Raw genomic sequence first — 15185 nt, 5'->3', positions numbered from 1 at the left:
GCCTCCCGGGGTCGAGTACTACATCACCGAGCGCGGTTTAATGCTCGAAGCCAATCTCGAAGACCGTAAACGCGAGAGCCGCCTGATCGCGATCCGTGCATGGATCGCAGCGGCCCTGGTGATCGCCGCGCTTGGACTCGTCGTGGTGCGACTGATGCACCTCCAGGTCGATCAGCACGACCATTTCTCGGTGCTGTCCCGCGACAACCGGGTCAAGGTCCAGCCCTTGCCGCCGGCACGTGGACTCGTCTACGACGCGAACGGGGTCTTGCTCGCGGACAATCACCCGTCGTTCTCGTTGGAGATCACGATCGAGAAGGTGGATGATCTGAATGCCACTATCGAGGCGCTGTCCCGAGTCATCCCGATCGACGCCCGGGATCGTGCCCGCTTCGAGCGCCAAAAGCGACAGCGGATGCGTTTTCAGGGGGTGCCGATCCGGCTGAATCTCACGCCGGCCGAGGTTGCGCGATTCGCGGTCGACGCGCATCGTTTCGCCGGTGTCGATATCCGTGCGGAGCTGGTGCGCACCTATCCGCTCGGCGAGCACACCGCCCACGTGCTCGGTTATGTCGGGCGGATCAACGAGCAGGAGCTCGCCCGGATCGACAAGAGCAATTACGCCGGGAGCCACTTCATCGGCAAGAGTGGTCTGGAGAAGGCGCATGAGGCACTGCTGCACGGTCGGGTCGGCTACCAGCAGGTGGAGGTCAACGCCCGCGGCCGGGTGATCCGCACACTCGAGAGTCAGCCGCCCGTATCGGGGAAGGATCTCCATCTGTACCTGGACATCGGTCTGCAGCAAGCGGCGAAGGAAGCGCTCGGCGAGGAGCGCGGTGCGGTGGTCGCCCTGGATCCCCGCAACGGCGGCATCTTGGCCCTCGTCAGTAATCCGAGCTTTGACCCCAATCTGTTCGTGGAAGGGATCAGTCAGACCGATTATCAAGCCTTGCTGAGATCGCCGGACAAGCCGTTGTTTAACCGAGCGGTGCGCGGGCAGTATCCACCGGGCTCGACCATCAAGCAGTTTGTCGCACTCGCCGGACTTGCTGAGGGGGTGACGACCTCGCGGCGTGCGACCTATTGCCCAGGGGCGTTCAGCCTGCCTGGACACTCCCATCGGTTTCGCTGCTGGCGTCGCGGCGGCCATGGTGCCTTGAGCTTGGAGCAAGCACTGGTGCAGTCCTGCGACGTCTACTTCTACGATCTGGCCAACCGGTTGGGGATCGACCGACTCTCGGGCTTTCTCTCGGACTTCGGTTTCGGCGCCTTGACCGGAATCGATGTCGCCGGCGAGCTGGGCGGACTGATGCCGACGCGTGACTGGAAGCGACGGGTGCGCAAACAGGCCTGGTATCCCGGCGAGACCCTGATCGTCGGTATCGGGCAGGGCTCTTTCCTGGCGACGCCGCTGCAATTGGCCGTCGCCACAGCGGCGGTCGCCAATCACGGCAAGGTCATTCGCCCTCAGGTCGCGCGTGCCGCTCAGGCTCCCGGTGCGTCTGCTGCCGAGCAGTTGCCGATGGTCTCGCACACCATCGATCTTGCCGACGAACATCAATGGGATCTGATCATCGACGCGATGGCCAAGGTCGTCGAATCCGGCACCGCCCGGCGCATCCGCAGTACCGAATACCGCATCGCCGGTAAGACGGGGACCTCGCAGGTTTTCAGCCTTGGTCAGAATCAGCGCTACAACGCGGCGACGCTCCCCAAGCATCTCAAGGACCACGCCCTGTTCGTTGCGTTCGCGCCGGTCGAGGATCCGCGCATCGCGCTTGCTGTCATCGTCGAGAACGGTGGCGGGGGCGGCGCCACTGCGGCACCCGTCGCGCGTCGCATTATGGATGCCTATCTCGGCGTCGCGAACGAGCCGAGCGAGCCGAGTGATGCCGGAGGCGGGCGTGGCGACTAGGTCGAGCTGTCATTTTCCGGACGATGCCTTGGACCAGGGGCGTCCCGGTTTCTGGCAACGGATCCACCTGGACGCACCCTTGCTGGTGGCCCTGCTGGCCCTATGCGGTTTCGGGCTGATGGTGCTCTTCAGTGCGAGCGACCAGGATCCTGCCGCGGTCGAGCGGCAGTTGGTTCGGCTCGGGGTCGCCTTCGGCCTGATGATCGCGGTTGCACAGGTCCCCCCCGCGCGCCTTCGCAGCTGGTCGCCGCTGCTCTACGGGGTCGGCGTGGCGATGCTGATCGCAGTGCTTTTGGTCGGAGATGTCGGCAAGGGGGCGCAGCGCTGGCTGGATTTCGGGGTCGTGCGCTTTCAGCCCTCGGAACTTCTGAAGCTCGCGGTGCCCATGTTGCTTGCCTGGATGCTAAGCGCTCGCGCCTTGCCGCCGAAGCTCGTGTGGGTGGTGCTCGCGGCCGTGGCGACCCTGATCCCGGTCGTGCTGATCGCCAAGCAACCGGATCTGGGGACCTCGTTGCTGGTCGCCAGTGCGGGCGTCATGGTGCTGTTCGTGGCCGGCATGGGTTGGGGCATGATCCTTTCGCTCGGAGCCATTGCGGCAGCCGTGACCCCGCTCGTCTGGATGGGTTTGCATGACTATCAGCGCGATCGTGTGCTCACCTTCCTGAATCCGGAGTCCGATCCCCTCGGGTCCGGCTATCACATCATTCAGTCCACGATCGCGATCGGCTCGGGCGGGATCGACGGAAAAGGTTGGCTGAACGGCACCCAGTCACATTTGGAGTTTCTGCCCGAGCGCAATACCGATTTCATCTTCGCCGTCATCGGCGAGGAGTTCGGGTTTACCGGGATCCTGGCCCTACTCGCCCTCTACCTTTTTATCATCCTGCGTGGTCTGGTGATCGCGGCGCGGGCGCAGGATCGGTACGGGCGTCTCCTGGCCGGTGCGCTGACCCTAGTGTTTTTCGTCTACGTCTTCGTCAACACCGGCATGGTCACCGGCTTGCTGCCGGTGGTCGGCGTTCCGCTGCCGCTAATCAGCTACGGCGGGACCTCGATGGTGACCCTGATGGCCGGATTCGGGATGATCATGGGGATACATACCCATCGAATTCGCGCACGCGGCTAATCCGAGGAGGATGCATGCGACGACGCGAGGAGTCTCGGCCGCTGCGCATCCTTGTCGTGGGGTCGATCACCGACGCCACGGCACAGGCCTATCGCGTCTCGCTCGTGCGTCGCCTCCGATTTCGAGAACATCCAACAGGGTACGCCCCATGACCATCGTCTACCGATTTCTCTTCGCCGGATGCGTCGCGCTCGCCGCGGCGAACCTGCACGCCGAACCGGCCGGCTATGCGATCGAGGCCGATGTCTTCGCACGCGAGATGGTCGAACGACACGGTTTCGACTCGGCAGAGCTGCGCGGCCTGTTGGCTGATGCCCGTTACAGTCAGACGATCATCGATGCCATGGACCGCCCCTACGAAGCAAAGCCCTGGCGCGACTATCGGGCGCTGTTCGTCACGCCCGAGCGGATCGCCGGCGGTGTGGCCTTCCGGCACGACAATGCCGAATTGCTCGCGCGTGCCGAGACCGACTACGGCGTCGCCCCTCAGATCATCGTCGCCATCATCGGGGTCGAGACCAACTACGGCGGCAATGTGGGCAAGCATCGGGTGATCGACGCGCTGACGACGCTCGGATTTGCCTATCCGAGGCGGGCCGACTTCTTCCGTCGCGAGCTCGAGGCGTTTCTCCTACTGAGTCGCGAAGAGCAGTTGGATCCGCTCCAAGCCGTCGGCTCCTATGCAGGGGCGATGGGCAAGCCTCAGTTCATCTCGTCGAGCTACCGCAACGATGCGGTCGATTTCGACGGGGACGGTCGACGTGACCTGTGGCGCAGCAACGCGGACGTCATCGGGAGCGTCGCCAACTATTTCAGACAGCACGGTTGGCGCTCCGGCGAGCCCGTTGCCTTTGCCGTGAAGCTGCCCTCGGGTGTCCCGGCCGGGATCGCGTTGGTCGAGAAAACACCCGCCCCGCCCGAGACGACAGTCGGGGCCCTGCGCGCCGTGGGGGTCGAGTGGGACGAGCCGCCGTTTGACGATGTGCCGGCGAGTCTGATTCGGCTCGACGGGGTCGACGACGAATACTGGGTGGGGCTGAACAACTTCTACGCCATCACCCGTTACAACCGAAGCAACCTCTACGCCATGGCCGTTTACCAGCTCAGCGAAGCGATCCGCGAAGGCTACGAGGCGATGTCGGCAGAGCAGAATAAGGTGGGTGCCTCATTCTAGTCGGCACAGGCGCGGATCGGCATCCGCCGGATGCTGATGCCAAATGCGCCGGGCCGCGGTTAGAATGCACCCGATCACTGGCCTATCGTCCCGACCTGCGGATATCCCACATGAAGTTAGCCTCAAAGCTGTTGTTGCTGATCTGTGCCTTTGCCCTTCCGGTGTCGGCGCAAACTCGGCAACCTGTCCCGGACCCGCCCCAGGTTGCGGCCAAGGGCTATCTGCTGATCGATTTCAACAGCGGGCAGATCCTCGCCGAGATGAACGCGGACGAGCGTCTGGAGCCGGCAAGCCTGACCAAGATCATGACCGGCTATGTCGTGTTTCGCGAGATCGCGTCGGGCAAGGTCGCCCTGACCGACAAGGCCTTCGTCAGCGAGCGGGCTTGGCGCACCGGCGGCTCCAAGATGTTCATCGAGGTCGGTAAGCAGGTCAGCATCCAGGACCTGCTGATGGGTATGATCGTCCAGTCGGGCAATGACGCCAGCGTGGCCTTGGCCGAGCACGTCGGGGGAAGCGTCGATGCCTTCGCCGACATGATGAACGCCAATGCAAAACGGCTCGGAATGACCGGAAGCCATTTCACCAATCCGCACGGCTTGCCGGACCCGGATCTTTACATCACCGCGCGCGACATCGCGACGGTCGCCATGGCGATCATCCGCGAGTTTCCCGAGTTCTATGCCTGGTACAGCACGCGCGAGTTCACGTTCAACGGGATTACCCAGCAAAACCGCAATCCCATGCTGCGCCGGGACGAGTCGGCCGACGGCGTCAAAACCGGCTACACGCAGGCGGCCGGCTACTGTCTGGTGTCCTCGTCCAAGCGCGACGATATGCGGCTTGTCTCTGTGGTGATGGGTGCGCCCTCGCCCAACGCGCGCGCGGAGGCCAGCCTTGCCCTCATGAACTACGGTTTTCGCGTCTACGACAGCCATCGTCTGTATCCCGCCGACGAGCCGGTCGAGACCTTGCGCGTTTGGATGGGCGACAAGCAGATGTTGCCCGTCGGCCCGGAGGCGGATGTCTTCGCGACCTTCCAGCGCGGGCGTTACCCCGAGCTGAGCGCGCGCCTGGAAAAGGCCGAGGACAGCTTGACCGCCCCGATCGCACGCGGGGCCCAGGTCGGCGAGATCGTGGTCATGCTCGGCGAGGAAGAGCTCAATCGCGTGCCGCTGGTGGCACTCGAGGATGTCGGAGAAGGTGGTCTGTGGCAAAAGGCCAAGGACAGTGTCCTCAGACTGTTCTGATCCGGATCGGGGCCGTGTCCAAACATCACAGGTGCGAGATGGCCGAATCTAAACCTCCGTCGAAACCGATCCCGTCCGGGATAGCGGTCTCGAGGCCGGGAATATCCGAGCCCGACATGTCCGATCAAAACCCGTCCGAGTCCGTTCTGGTCTTTCCCTGTCGTTTTCCGATCAAAGCAATGGGCCTTGCCGACGAGCATTTCGAGGGATTGGTGATCGAGATCGTGAGCCGGCATGCCAGGCGACCCGTGGAGGCGGACGTGAGCGCCCGCTTGAGCAGCGGCGGCAAATGGGTCTCTGTGACCCTCACCGTCGAGGCGGAAAGCCGTGCGCAGCTCGATGCCATCTATTGCGATCTCACGGCCCACGAGTCCATCGTTTGGGTGATCTGAGGGCGGATATGGCGGATGCCCGCCCGCTGCTCCTGGTGCGTCGTCTCCCGGGGTATCGGGACTATCTGCCGACCTTGGAGGCGATGCGCGGGTTCACGGATCAGAGACGCCCGGATACCTCCGATGAGCTCTGGTTGCTCGAGCACCCGCCCGTCTTCACGCTCGGTCAGGCCGGCCGCGAGGAGCACCTGCTGAATCCGGGCCAGATTCCGGTTGTGAAGGTGGACCGTGGGGGGCAGGTCACCTATCACGGTCCCGGACAGTTGGTCGTCTATGTCCTGCTCGACTTGCGTCGGGCCGGACTCGGTGTCAAGCGGCTTGTCGGCCTCTTGGAGCAGGCGGTCATCGACCTGCTCGCGACCCTGGACGTCACGGCCGAGCGCCGCGCGGATGCACCCGGTGTCTATGTCGCGGGCGCCAAGATCGCCTCGCTCGGTCTGCGCATCCGCAACGGCTGCAGTTATCACGGACTCGCCCTGAACGTGAGCCTGGATCTCGACCCCTTCGGTCGTATCAACCCCTGCGGCTATCCCGGCCTTGCCGTCACTCGGTTTTCGGATCTGATACCGGGCGTGTCAATGCCCGAGATCGAGGCCGGCTTGGTCAGTTTGCTCGCCGCATCGCTCGGGATGACGGCGAGTCTCCTACGTACCTAATACAGAGTTCGGGGCGTCTCCCGCTCGCCCTCCTTCAGGGGCAATCAATCGGCGAATCGACCCTCGGTCTCCGTGAAATGTTGGAACACCGGCCGACCGAAGGTGCGCTCATGCGGTGTGACCTCGCGTCAATGCACGCCGGCGACCGGACGCATCTCCTTGTCGCAGACACCGCCCACGCGGGTTGTTCGGGTAGTGGCGCTCCCGCGGCAGGACTCGCCCCGGTCCTGGATGCTGCAGGTGATCTCCACCGGTTTGCCGGAGGAGAGCCAGCTCGGGGTCGTGCGATAGCGACCGACGTTGCCCGAACGGCAGCCGCTCGGGATGCCGTACGGCGGACAGGACTTGGGTTTGCGAAGCGACACCTTGCGTCCGTCGACGATGAACCCCGGATAGTTGTTTTCCGTACGAACGATATCGCGCTCCGGGGTCTCCTCGAAGCGGAACTCCTCGAACCGATAGCCGTCCCCGCTCGCCGGTCCGACCTTGATCCGCGTGTTGGCGATCAGGGCGAAATCGTCTCCATTACGCGCGACCGCGCCTGTCATGTACTCGACGCGGTCGTGATTGGGGAAGCACTTGCCCATGGCGGGTGCGTGATAGTAGTGGCGCATCGAGGTCAGATCCGAAAGACGATTGTCCGGAAAGATCGCCTGCAGGTCACGCTCGCTGCCGAAGAGGATCCGCTCGGCATCCCCGACCGACTGGGTGTACATGGCCTGAAGCTTGGCATAGCGGTCGTTGTCCGCGAGGTCGGGGCGTAGGTAGCAGGCCGTGAGTCCGGAGATCTGGGTCAGGTATTCGTCCCAGATGTTGTACTGCGATACCGAGGAGGAGACGCCCTGGAAGTCGCCCGGGAACTTGCATCCCTGACGGCTCAGACACTGACCGACCGCGCGGTTGCGGATCGAGAGCACGATGATGTTGCGCTCGCAGGCCCCGTAGGCGTTGCAGCCGCGCTCGAGGTGACCCTCGTAGATCGCCGTGCGCATGGCGTAGTCGAGATGTTTGGCGCGTGCGAGCGTGGCCTCGGAGCCGAGCCGCCCGTTGCTGCGGATGAAGTCGCCCCAGGCCCGATCCAGAGCGGCACGACGGCCGGTGAGGTTGCGATTGGCCTTCTCGCATTGGCTCGACGCATGGAAGCTGCGCACGATGCGGTCAAGCTCGCTTGTACCACCCGGGCTGCCGGAACGGCCGCTCGATGGCGGATCAAAGAAGGGCGCCTTTTCGAGCGAATAGAGATCGCGTACGTTGATGACATTCTTCACGCTGGAGGGACAGTGATGGTTTTGCACCTTCATCGATTTTCGGGCGGCGACGGTGCTCTTGAACCGCTCGGTGTCGCTGCGGCTCGCCTTCCGCGGGTCGACGACGACCTCGAACCCCACGAAGGGTGTCCCCGAGCTGTCCGTCAAGGGCTTGCCGTTACGGATCATCAAACACGGGATCACCGAGGTCCCCTGCGTCAGGGTTCCGGCAGAGGATTTCGCGCCCGAGCGCGCGAAACTATCGGCCTTGTAATAAGGCACCTCCATCGGGCCGTTGAACTTGTAGACGGTCATGACCGGGGTCGCCGGGATGGCCGCCTGAACGGGGATGGACGCGGCGAGCGCAAGGGCGCCGAGCAGATAACGCATTCTTTGGCTCCTGAGATGGATGGGTTGGTGTGCGGGTGTTCGCACTTAAACCGCGCCCGGCGCGGCATGCGACGGCTTCGGATGGGGTCGGCCCCTGCAGACTTGAAGACCGCTGGAGCCTGCGCGATTTAAAATACTAAAAGATCAATCAGATTAAACCGCGTCTCCGCCAATGGTTGTGGACACACCAAACGTGGAGCTCACTCGAGAATGAGCATCTTGCTAGGGACGCGGTTTAAATCAAAGCCGCCCGGCGCGCTTGATCGCGAGGTACTGCGCCACCAAAGCGCCCGACAACTGCGCCGGCAGAAGGTCGAGGATCTCGACGCCGAGATGGCGCACACGATCCAGATGCCGTCGCCGCGTGGCGAGCCATCCGTGCACCGAATGGAACCGCAGCGCGTCGGGCAGATCCTTGATCGCGGTATTTAGGCTCCGGTCGAGTGCCGACTCGCGCAGGTCCGCGATCATCAGCATGTGACGCCGTCGCAGCAATCGCGCCGCTCGCTCCAGACCGGACTGATCCTCGTCCCGACTGTTGGTGATCATCACCACCAAGGTCCGTCTCGGCATTCGATGCAGCAGCTCGCGTGCGGCCTGCAGCGGATCGGAAGCGTCCAGGCTCGGTTCGAGGTCGTAGACGCGTTCGAGCAGTCGCTGCATGGTCTGCGGTTGCTTGCGCGGCGCACACCAGCGCCGCGGCCCGCCATAAGTCATCAGCCCCACGGCGTCCCCGTGCGCGAGGGCAACGAAGGCGACAGCGAGCACTGCACTCAACGCCTCGTCGAGGTGCGAGCGCTCCGCATCGCAGTGGCGCATCCGCCGGCCCGCATCGAGCAGAAAGACGAGGTGCCGGCCGCGCTCGTCCTCGTACTCTCGGGCGATAAGCTTACGCATCCGCGCCGTCGCCTTCCAGTCGATCCGCCGTAAGCCATCACCTCTATGGTAGTCGCGTAGTTGATGAAACTCCGCCCCTTCGCCCCGTCTCGGTCGCACGCGCTCACCGGCAACCGCGCGCCGATCCTGCATCGCGGGCAGGTTGTCGCGAGCGATTCGGGCGAGATTCGGGTAGACGCGCAAGCGCGTCGACAAGGTCAGCGCGCGCATGTCGATCCAAAGCCCGAGCGGCGAGCGCAAGGCGATCTCGCAGCCCGGGAAGGCGAAGCTTCCGCGCTGCGATGGGGTCAAGCGATAGTCGATCGTTGTGCTTGTGCCGGCGCCGAGCGCGATCTCGCGCGGCAAGCCCTGAACGGCGAAGGCGCTCGGATGCAGATCATGGAGACGGAGCAGAAGGTTTCGGGCCGATGGGTTGATCAGGGTGAGTCGGACCCGGCCCGGGGTGCCGAGCGACAGGATACCCTGCACCTGGCGACGCAGCTCCGGCGAAGGTAGCCCGAGGAGCGCCACCAGGTCGGCCGCGGCGAGCGCCCCGAGCAGGGTGCCGATGCCTTGCCAGGCGAGCCTTGCCTCGAGAAACCAGGCGGCGAGAAGGCCCACGAAGGTCCAGCCGGCGAGTGCCAAAACCAATGGGGTGCGAGGTCTTATGCCGAGCCGTTTCTCCCGTGATCGGCGGGCTTGTCGAGCGAGAGCGGGCTGCTCGGCCTGCATGCGAATCTGAGCGGGCGCGGTTCAGGTGCGCGGGGCGGGCACGTCGGCGAGGAGATCGCGCAGGACATCCTCCGGGCCGAGACCCTCGATCTCCAGATCGGCGCCGAGGGCGAGGCGGTGGCGCAGCACGGCGGGTGCCATCGCCTTGACGTCGTCGGGTGTCACGTAGTCTCGCGAGTCGGCGAGCGCATGTCCGCGCGCGGCGCGGACCAGGGCGATCCCTGCACGGGGGCCGGGCCCGGTTTCCACGCCGGGCCAATCGCGCGTCGAGCGAACCAAGCGCACGGCATAGGCGAGGACGCTGTCGTCGATCCGCAGCCGCGCGGTCACCTGCTGCACCTCGAGCAGATCGGTGGCGCTCAGGACCTCGCGCACGCCCGAGACGTCGAGTCGGTCGCCGACCCGATCGTGTGTCACCTGGCGGACCATGGCCAGCTCCTCGTCGGCATCCGGGTGATCGACGATGATCTTGAGCAGGAAGCGATCGAGCTGTGCCTTGGGTAGCGGATAGGTCCCCTCGTGCTCGATCGGGTTCTGGGTCGCAAAGACCAGGAAGGGTGGGCTCAGCGTCAGCGCGGCGCCCTCGATCGTGACCTGTTGTTCCTGCATGGCCTCGAGCAACGCCGCTTGTGTCTTCGCGGGTGCGCGGTTGATCTCGTCGCCGAGCAGCAGGTTGCAGAAGATCGGGCCGCGCCGGATCCGGAAGGCCTCGCTCTTCATGTCGAAGACGGCATGCCCGGTGACATCGCTCGGCATCAGGTCGGGCGTGAACTGGATCCGCGAGAATCGTCCGCCGACGGCGGCGGCAAGCGCGTGTACCAAAAGGGTCTTGCCGACACCGGGCACGCCTTCCAGCAGGACGTGACCGGCCGCGGCCAATGCCACCACGGACTCGCGCACGACCCGCGGTTGGCCCACGAGGGCACAGCCGATGGCCGCTTCGAGGGCGGCGAGCGAATCGGCGCAGCGTTGGACCTCGGCAGACAGGCTCATGCCCCTTCGGTCCATGCCGGGTCAGGGTTGTCGAGCCCAAGTGCAAGCCAGCGCATGTCCAGTGCATAGGGGGTGACGGCCTCAGGCGGTGGCGTACGCAGTGTCTCCGGCGCGGGCGGGGATGCAGACTCCGCCACGCAGCGCTCTGCACGTCGAGCGGCGGCTTCGGCGAGGTCGGCGGGCAGGCCGTCGTAGCCGCCTCCGCTCGGCCGCCAGTCGTGCAAGGTCAGGTGCAAGGCGTCGACGTGCCCAGGATGCCAGAGCGTCAAGGACAGCGGGCCCTGGGCGGGCAACGCGGGGTGCAGACCCTGCCAAGGCACGAAGCTGCGATAGCGCAGTCCGAAAACCTTGGCCGGTCCCTGCGGGTCCTGCTCCGCACGCCATGGCAGTCGCACCCTGTCGACCGCGAGCCGCCAGTCGTGGAAGTCCTCGGCGGGCGTCCCTTCGATGGCACGCAGGCAGATCTCCAAGCGGGTCGTGCTCGCGTCGACGAGGCGGGAGGTCTCCTGATCCTGGCGACCCACATCGCCGATCAAGGGCCAGAATTCCACCGCGCGACGGATCGTCAGCTCGCAGTCGCGATGCTGCACCCGAGCGATCAGACGCACGCGGTTGCGCCTCAGTAGCTCGGCCAAGGGCGCATCGAGGCCGAGGCCCGCGGTCCTCAGATCGGCAAACACCTCCTCGAGGTCGCGTTCGAGGTAGTAGGGTAGGGCATAGCGGTCGTGCAGATCGTCGCCGTGATCGCACAGCGGGGCAGCGAGGTCTCGGGTGCAGAGCATTGCGATGATGGCGCGCAGCAGGGCCGCGAGGGCCGCGGCACGCCCCGGGGTGTGCTGCATGCGCAGGGCGCGGAACTCGACCAGCCCCAGTTTTCCGCGTCCGGGTAGATAGGGGTTCCAGAGCTTCTCGATGTTGAGCTCGGCGCGGTGACTGTTTCCGATGGCATCGGTCAGGAGATGGGACAGTCCCGACCACAGCGTCTCCGCGTCGGGGGGCGGACCGCGTTCCAGCAAGGCGAGTGCGAGGCCGAGCTCGCGGAAGGCGTCGCGCCCGCGCTCGTCCGTGCGCACGGCTTGTCCGGAACTGCCGATATGGTCGTGGGCGAAGAGATAGGAGAGTGCGGGATGTCGGTTCAGATACCGCACCAGGCGCGGCAAGACGAGCGGCGCGCCGAAGAAGGGGCTCGCCTGCGGGCTGGGCCCACCGAAGGTGATCTGTCCGCCGCCGCCCGAGTCAGCGACCGCGCCGTTGTAGTAGAGGCGGTAGGGGGCGAGTCCGAGCTCGCTGCTCGCGGCATAGAGTGTGCGCGTGGCGGCGAGCAACCCGGTCACGTCGGGATAGGGCGCCATGTTGATCTCGATCACTGCCGGATCCGGCGTGATGGTGGTCCAGGAGACGGTCGCATCCACGGGTGGCGGGTGGCCGGTGAGCAGGAGTGCCGGAAGGCCGGCGTTGGCGGCCGCGTTGCCGATCGCCGCGAGGCAGCGCGCGAACTGCTCGACGGATTCGCAATCGGGCAGCTCGACACGCGCCACCTGCGCACCTTGCCAGGGGATGCGGTCGAGAACGAAACAGGGCAGTCCGTCGGTCGCTTGGGTTTCGTCGAGCGCCGGGTCCTCAAGCCCTGGGCCCTCAAGCGCCGGGTCCACCTGCATTGGCTCGGACAGGCCGGCGTTCGGATCGTCCTCGACGGCCGCTTGATCGGCGTTCGGAAAGCGTGCGACGACATGGAGACAACCCTCGTCCGCGGCGATCGCTCGCACACCGCAGCCGATCTGCCGCAGGCTTGTGCAGAGCGCGCTGTGCAGGCCGCCCAGATCGCAATCGCTGTCTGGGGTCGCGCCGAGTGCGGGATCGGGCGGCCCGTGCCAAATAGGCGCGCCGTCTCGCCGGGCGTAGAGGCCGAGGCTCCAGCGCGGTTCGTCTTCACCGGGATACTGCCGGCCCCGGGTGCGTAAAACCAGGCCGCCCGTTCGGGTCTGCAGCGCGCACAGGAGCTGCTCGGCGCGGCTCGCCTTGTCCTCGCCCAAGGCCGTACTCAGCCACTCGGGGGCCTCGGAGAAGCGATCGGTGAAGGTCGGCTCTGTCCCGACCCAGATGGCCAACCCCATTGCCGCGACGGCTTCGTCGTGTGTGCGGACGGCGCGGTCGAAGTCCGTCGTGTCCGGATCCTGCTCGCTCATTGTCCGGCCACTCCGCATGGGCCTGCGCCGACACGCCTTCGATCCACAACGGGGTCGTGGCCGAGGCGCGATGCGACGCGCGCGGCAATGACCGGTCGAGACTCGGCGTCGTGTGCAGTCTGTGTGATCTCGAGGTGCATACCCGGCAACCTGGCAAGGTCGGAGTGTCGGTAATGATCTCCGGTCGGTCCAGCACCGGATCATGCCACGGGTCGAGTCGAGGGCGACACCCCCGCGGCATCAGGCGGCCTTCGCCCAACCGGTGAGCCGTGTGATAAGCGCGATCGCTAAGACCGTCAAGACCTTGCATGAAGCACGAAGCGGTCAACTGCCGGATCTAGCCCGGATGTTTCATAAACCGACACAGCCGACACTGGCCTCGCGGATTTGCGCGGCGCTGGGCGTCACCGAGGGCGATGACCGGGACGCCGCGGGGGTTGAATGGTGGAAATACCGAGCGGCAACGGGCTTGATCAACGGGGCACGAGTAGTTTTGTCGCCGCGCAGGCGTACGATGCCCTGCCCGAGGTGGGCATAGTCGTCGTGCGCGTGCTGAAATCCCCGTGCGGGGATGTATGTGCGTCTCAGGCGGGCGCCGCCCGGGCTGCGCGTTGAAGAGCCTCTCGGTGACCTGCTGCAACAGCGTCTTGACCGGACAGCTCGAGGGCAGGTGCAGGCGCACGCGGTCTTTGTACTGCACCACGCGCACGGCGAGCTTGAACAGTTTGATGATCACGGTGGCAGGCTGGGCGTTGGCCAGTTCCGTGCCGACGAGGACCTCGGTGCGCAGCGTTTGGTGCAAGACGTAAGCGGCGCAGGAGAAGAACAAGCGCATCTGATTGGCCAAGAAGGTGCTGTCGGAAGTGCGATCGCTGGCCAGATCGTTCTTGATCATTTTGATGAAGTTCTCGTCCTGGCCGCGCGCGCAGTACAGATCGCGGTAGACGCACTCGGGACTGGGCAAGTCCAAGGAGGTGACGACGAAGCGGAGGTTGTCGCCGCGCGCCGTCACCTCGGCTTTGAGGATGGTCCGACACGCGCCGGGCCAGGAACCGGCACGGTAGTCAACCTCGTGGTAGGTGCGGGTCCGCTCGGGTACGTCGGCGTCGGCGCGCCGGGCGTTCTCGATGCGCAGCGCATGGAGCTTGCGGGCGTCGGCCAAGAACGGCTCGGCCCGTGGCGTGAGAGCCCGGTTACCCGCCAGGCCGAAGATGAAATCCGTCAACGGATCGGCCATCGCCAAGGCCATCAACTCGGGGTTGGAGAAGTGTCCGTCGCCGCGCAGGATGATGCGTGTGCGTGGCCACGCGGCCCGCAGCCGCTTGAGCACGCGCTTGAGGATCATCGCGTTCTCGGCGCCGGTGGGGCGCTTGCCGGGACGCAGCACCGCGGTGATGAACTTCCCCGAGAGGCCCTCGAAGAGAAACAGCGGCAAGTAGCAATGGTTGCCGTAGTGATGATTGTAGAACGCGAACTCCTGCTGGCCATGGGTGGCGTCTTCGGAGTGGTCCATATCGAGCACGATCACCTGCGGCGCCTTCGGGTAGCTGGCGATGAAGGCCTCGACGAAGGCCTGCGCCATGCGGTAGAGGTCGCGCGCGCCGACCCCATTCTCCAAACGCGAGAAGGTCGGCCCGCTGGCCAGGTCCGTCGTCGCATCCAGCGGCTTGCGCTCCAGCCCCAGCTTGAACAGCGCATCACGGCGCAGCGCATTGGCGTCGTTGCCGTCTTCGTAAGCACAGGCGATCTGGTAGACCCGTTGCGCGATCAGCTCACGCATCGGATGGGTGGTGTAGGACGGATGGCGCCAATCATCGATCGCTGCGCTCAACCGCTCGGTCAGGCCGATCTGCCGATCAACCCCGCGCAGAATCATGGGGCCAAAGTCAGACGACATGGCGCCGCCGTCGAAGTCGCCGCGGACCGTGAAACCGGCGACCGGGGGAAAACGCAGCTGTTCCGGGGTAGACTCGGGCATGGGCGACCTCGTTTAGCTTCTTCCGAAGCGTTCTTGGCGGAACAGCCATTTTATCAATGGGTTGAACGAGAGTCGCCCTTTTTTATGAAATATTCGGGCTAGGTTCAAGGCTTGCCCGTGTCTCTGATCGGGACTAGCATCGAGCGCAGAATCCGCCCTGGACGACTGAATCTTCGCCTTCACTTTGTTCCCGCAGACCCGAGGTTTTCGGTGTTTGAAGCCGCAGGCGGTCCAGTCCCAGGCGGTCATCCCTTTCTCCGTCGACGAGGG

General features: G+C 65.1%; 10 protein-coding genes and 1 pseudogene. 6 read left to right on the top strand and 5 right to left on the bottom strand.

The features are described 5' to 3' along the window. The first annotated feature begins 40 nt into the window (after positions 1–40). The 6 genes from mrdA (at position 41) to lipB (ending at position 6513) form a co-directional block, all read left to right on the top strand. A complete protein-coding gene (gene mrdA / locus LT988_RS10630) occupies positions 41–1915 on the top strand; it encodes a penicillin-binding protein 2 (protein WP_232410111.1) in 1875 nt (624 codons plus the stop codon). Between the two features lie 28 nt (positions 1916–1943). Further along, positions 1944–3041, top strand: a complete 1098-nt coding sequence (rodA, locus tag LT988_RS10625; protein WP_408648076.1) for a rod shape-determining protein RodA — start codon at positions 1944–1946, stop codon at positions 3039–3041. Between the two features lie 148 nt (positions 3042–3189). Next, entirely contained in the window at positions 3190–4215 is a 1026-nt protein-coding gene (mltB, locus tag LT988_RS10620; protein ID WP_232410109.1) for a lytic murein transglycosylase B, read from the top strand. A 110-nt stretch (positions 4216–4325) separates the two neighbouring features. Further along, positions 4326–5465, top strand: coding sequence for a D-alanyl-D-alanine carboxypeptidase family protein (locus tag LT988_RS10615; RefSeq protein WP_232410108.1), 1140 nt, complete (start codon positions 4326–4328; stop codon positions 5463–5465). Between the two features lie 116 nt (positions 5466–5581). Further along, positions 5582–5857, top strand: a complete 276-nt coding sequence (locus LT988_RS10610; protein ID WP_232410107.1) for a YbeD family protein — start codon at positions 5582–5584, stop codon at positions 5855–5857. Between the two features lie 8 nt (positions 5858–5865). Next, the gene (gene lipB / locus LT988_RS10605; RefSeq protein WP_232410565.1) at positions 5866–6513 is read left to right on the top strand and encodes a lipoyl(octanoyl) transferase LipB; all 648 of its coding nucleotides are present in this window, start codon (positions 5866–5868) and stop codon (positions 6511–6513) included. Between the two features lie 128 nt (positions 6514–6641). Here lipB and LT988_RS10600 read toward each other — a convergent pair whose 3' ends face one another. The 5 genes and pseudogenes from LT988_RS10600 to LT988_RS10580 all read right to left on the bottom strand — a co-directional run. Continuing rightward, a complete protein-coding gene (locus LT988_RS10600; RefSeq protein ID WP_232410106.1) occupies positions 6642–8150 on the bottom strand; it encodes a hypothetical protein in 1509 nt (502 codons plus the stop codon). 240 nt (positions 8151–8390) lie between these two features. Then, on the bottom strand, positions 8391–9677 hold the full coding sequence (locus LT988_RS10595; protein ID WP_232410105.1) for a DUF58 domain-containing protein: 1287 nt from the start codon (positions 9675–9677) through the stop codon (positions 8391–8393). 102 nt (positions 9678–9779) lie between these two features. After that, the gene (locus LT988_RS10590; protein WP_232410104.1) at positions 9780–10751 is read right to left on the bottom strand and encodes an AAA family ATPase; all 972 of its coding nucleotides are present in this window, start codon (positions 10749–10751) and stop codon (positions 9780–9782) included. Further along, positions 10748–12937, bottom strand: a complete 2190-nt coding sequence (locus LT988_RS10585; RefSeq protein ID WP_232410103.1) for a transglutaminase family protein — start codon at positions 12935–12937, stop codon at positions 10748–10750. Before LT988_RS10585 ends, LT988_RS10590 begins: the two co-directional genes overlap by 4 nt. Before the next feature lie 589 nt (positions 12938–13526). After that, positions 13527–14915: pseudogene (locus tag LT988_RS10580) on the bottom strand (IS1380-like element ISTro1 family transposase); the annotation flags it as partial. Positions 14916–15185 lie beyond the last annotated feature (270 nt).

This window comes from Thiocapsa bogorovii, from assembly GCF_021228795.1.
Taxonomy (GTDB): domain Bacteria; phylum Pseudomonadota; class Gammaproteobacteria; order Chromatiales; family Chromatiaceae; genus Thiocapsa; species Thiocapsa bogorovii.
The sequence above is the reverse complement of the archived record's forward strand: the minus strand, read 5'-3'. Positions and strand labels throughout refer to the sequence as shown.

Excerpts from the sequence above, each read along its gene's own strand:
- mrdA (WP_232410111.1), top strand. The coding sequence starts at position 41 with ATGCTCGAAGCCAATCTCGAAGACCGTAAACGCGAGAGCCGCCTGATC.
- mltB (WP_232410109.1), top strand. The coding sequence starts at position 3,190 with ATGACCATCGTCTACCGATTTCTCTTCGCCGGATGCGTCGCGCTCGCC.
- LT988_RS10615 (WP_232410108.1), top strand. The coding sequence starts at position 4,326 with ATGAAGTTAGCCTCAAAGCTGTTGTTGCTGATCTGTGCCTTTGCCCTT.
- LT988_RS10610 (WP_232410107.1), top strand. The coding sequence starts at position 5,582 with ATGTCCGATCAAAACCCGTCCGAGTCCGTTCTGGTCTTTCCCTGTCGT.
- lipB (WP_232410565.1), top strand. The coding sequence starts at position 5,866 with ATGGCGGATGCCCGCCCGCTGCTCCTGGTGCGTCGTCTCCCGGGGTAT.
- LT988_RS10600 (WP_232410106.1), bottom strand. The coding sequence starts at position 8,150 with ATGCGTTATCTGCTCGGCGCCCTTGCGCTCGCCGCGTCCATCCCCGTT.
- LT988_RS10590 (WP_232410104.1), bottom strand. The coding sequence starts at position 10,751 with ATGAGCCTGTCTGCCGAGGTCCAACGCTGCGCCGATTCGCTCGCCGCC.
- LT988_RS10585 (WP_232410103.1), bottom strand. The coding sequence starts at position 12,937 with ATGAGCGAGCAGGATCCGGACACGACGGACTTCGACCGCGCCGTCCGC.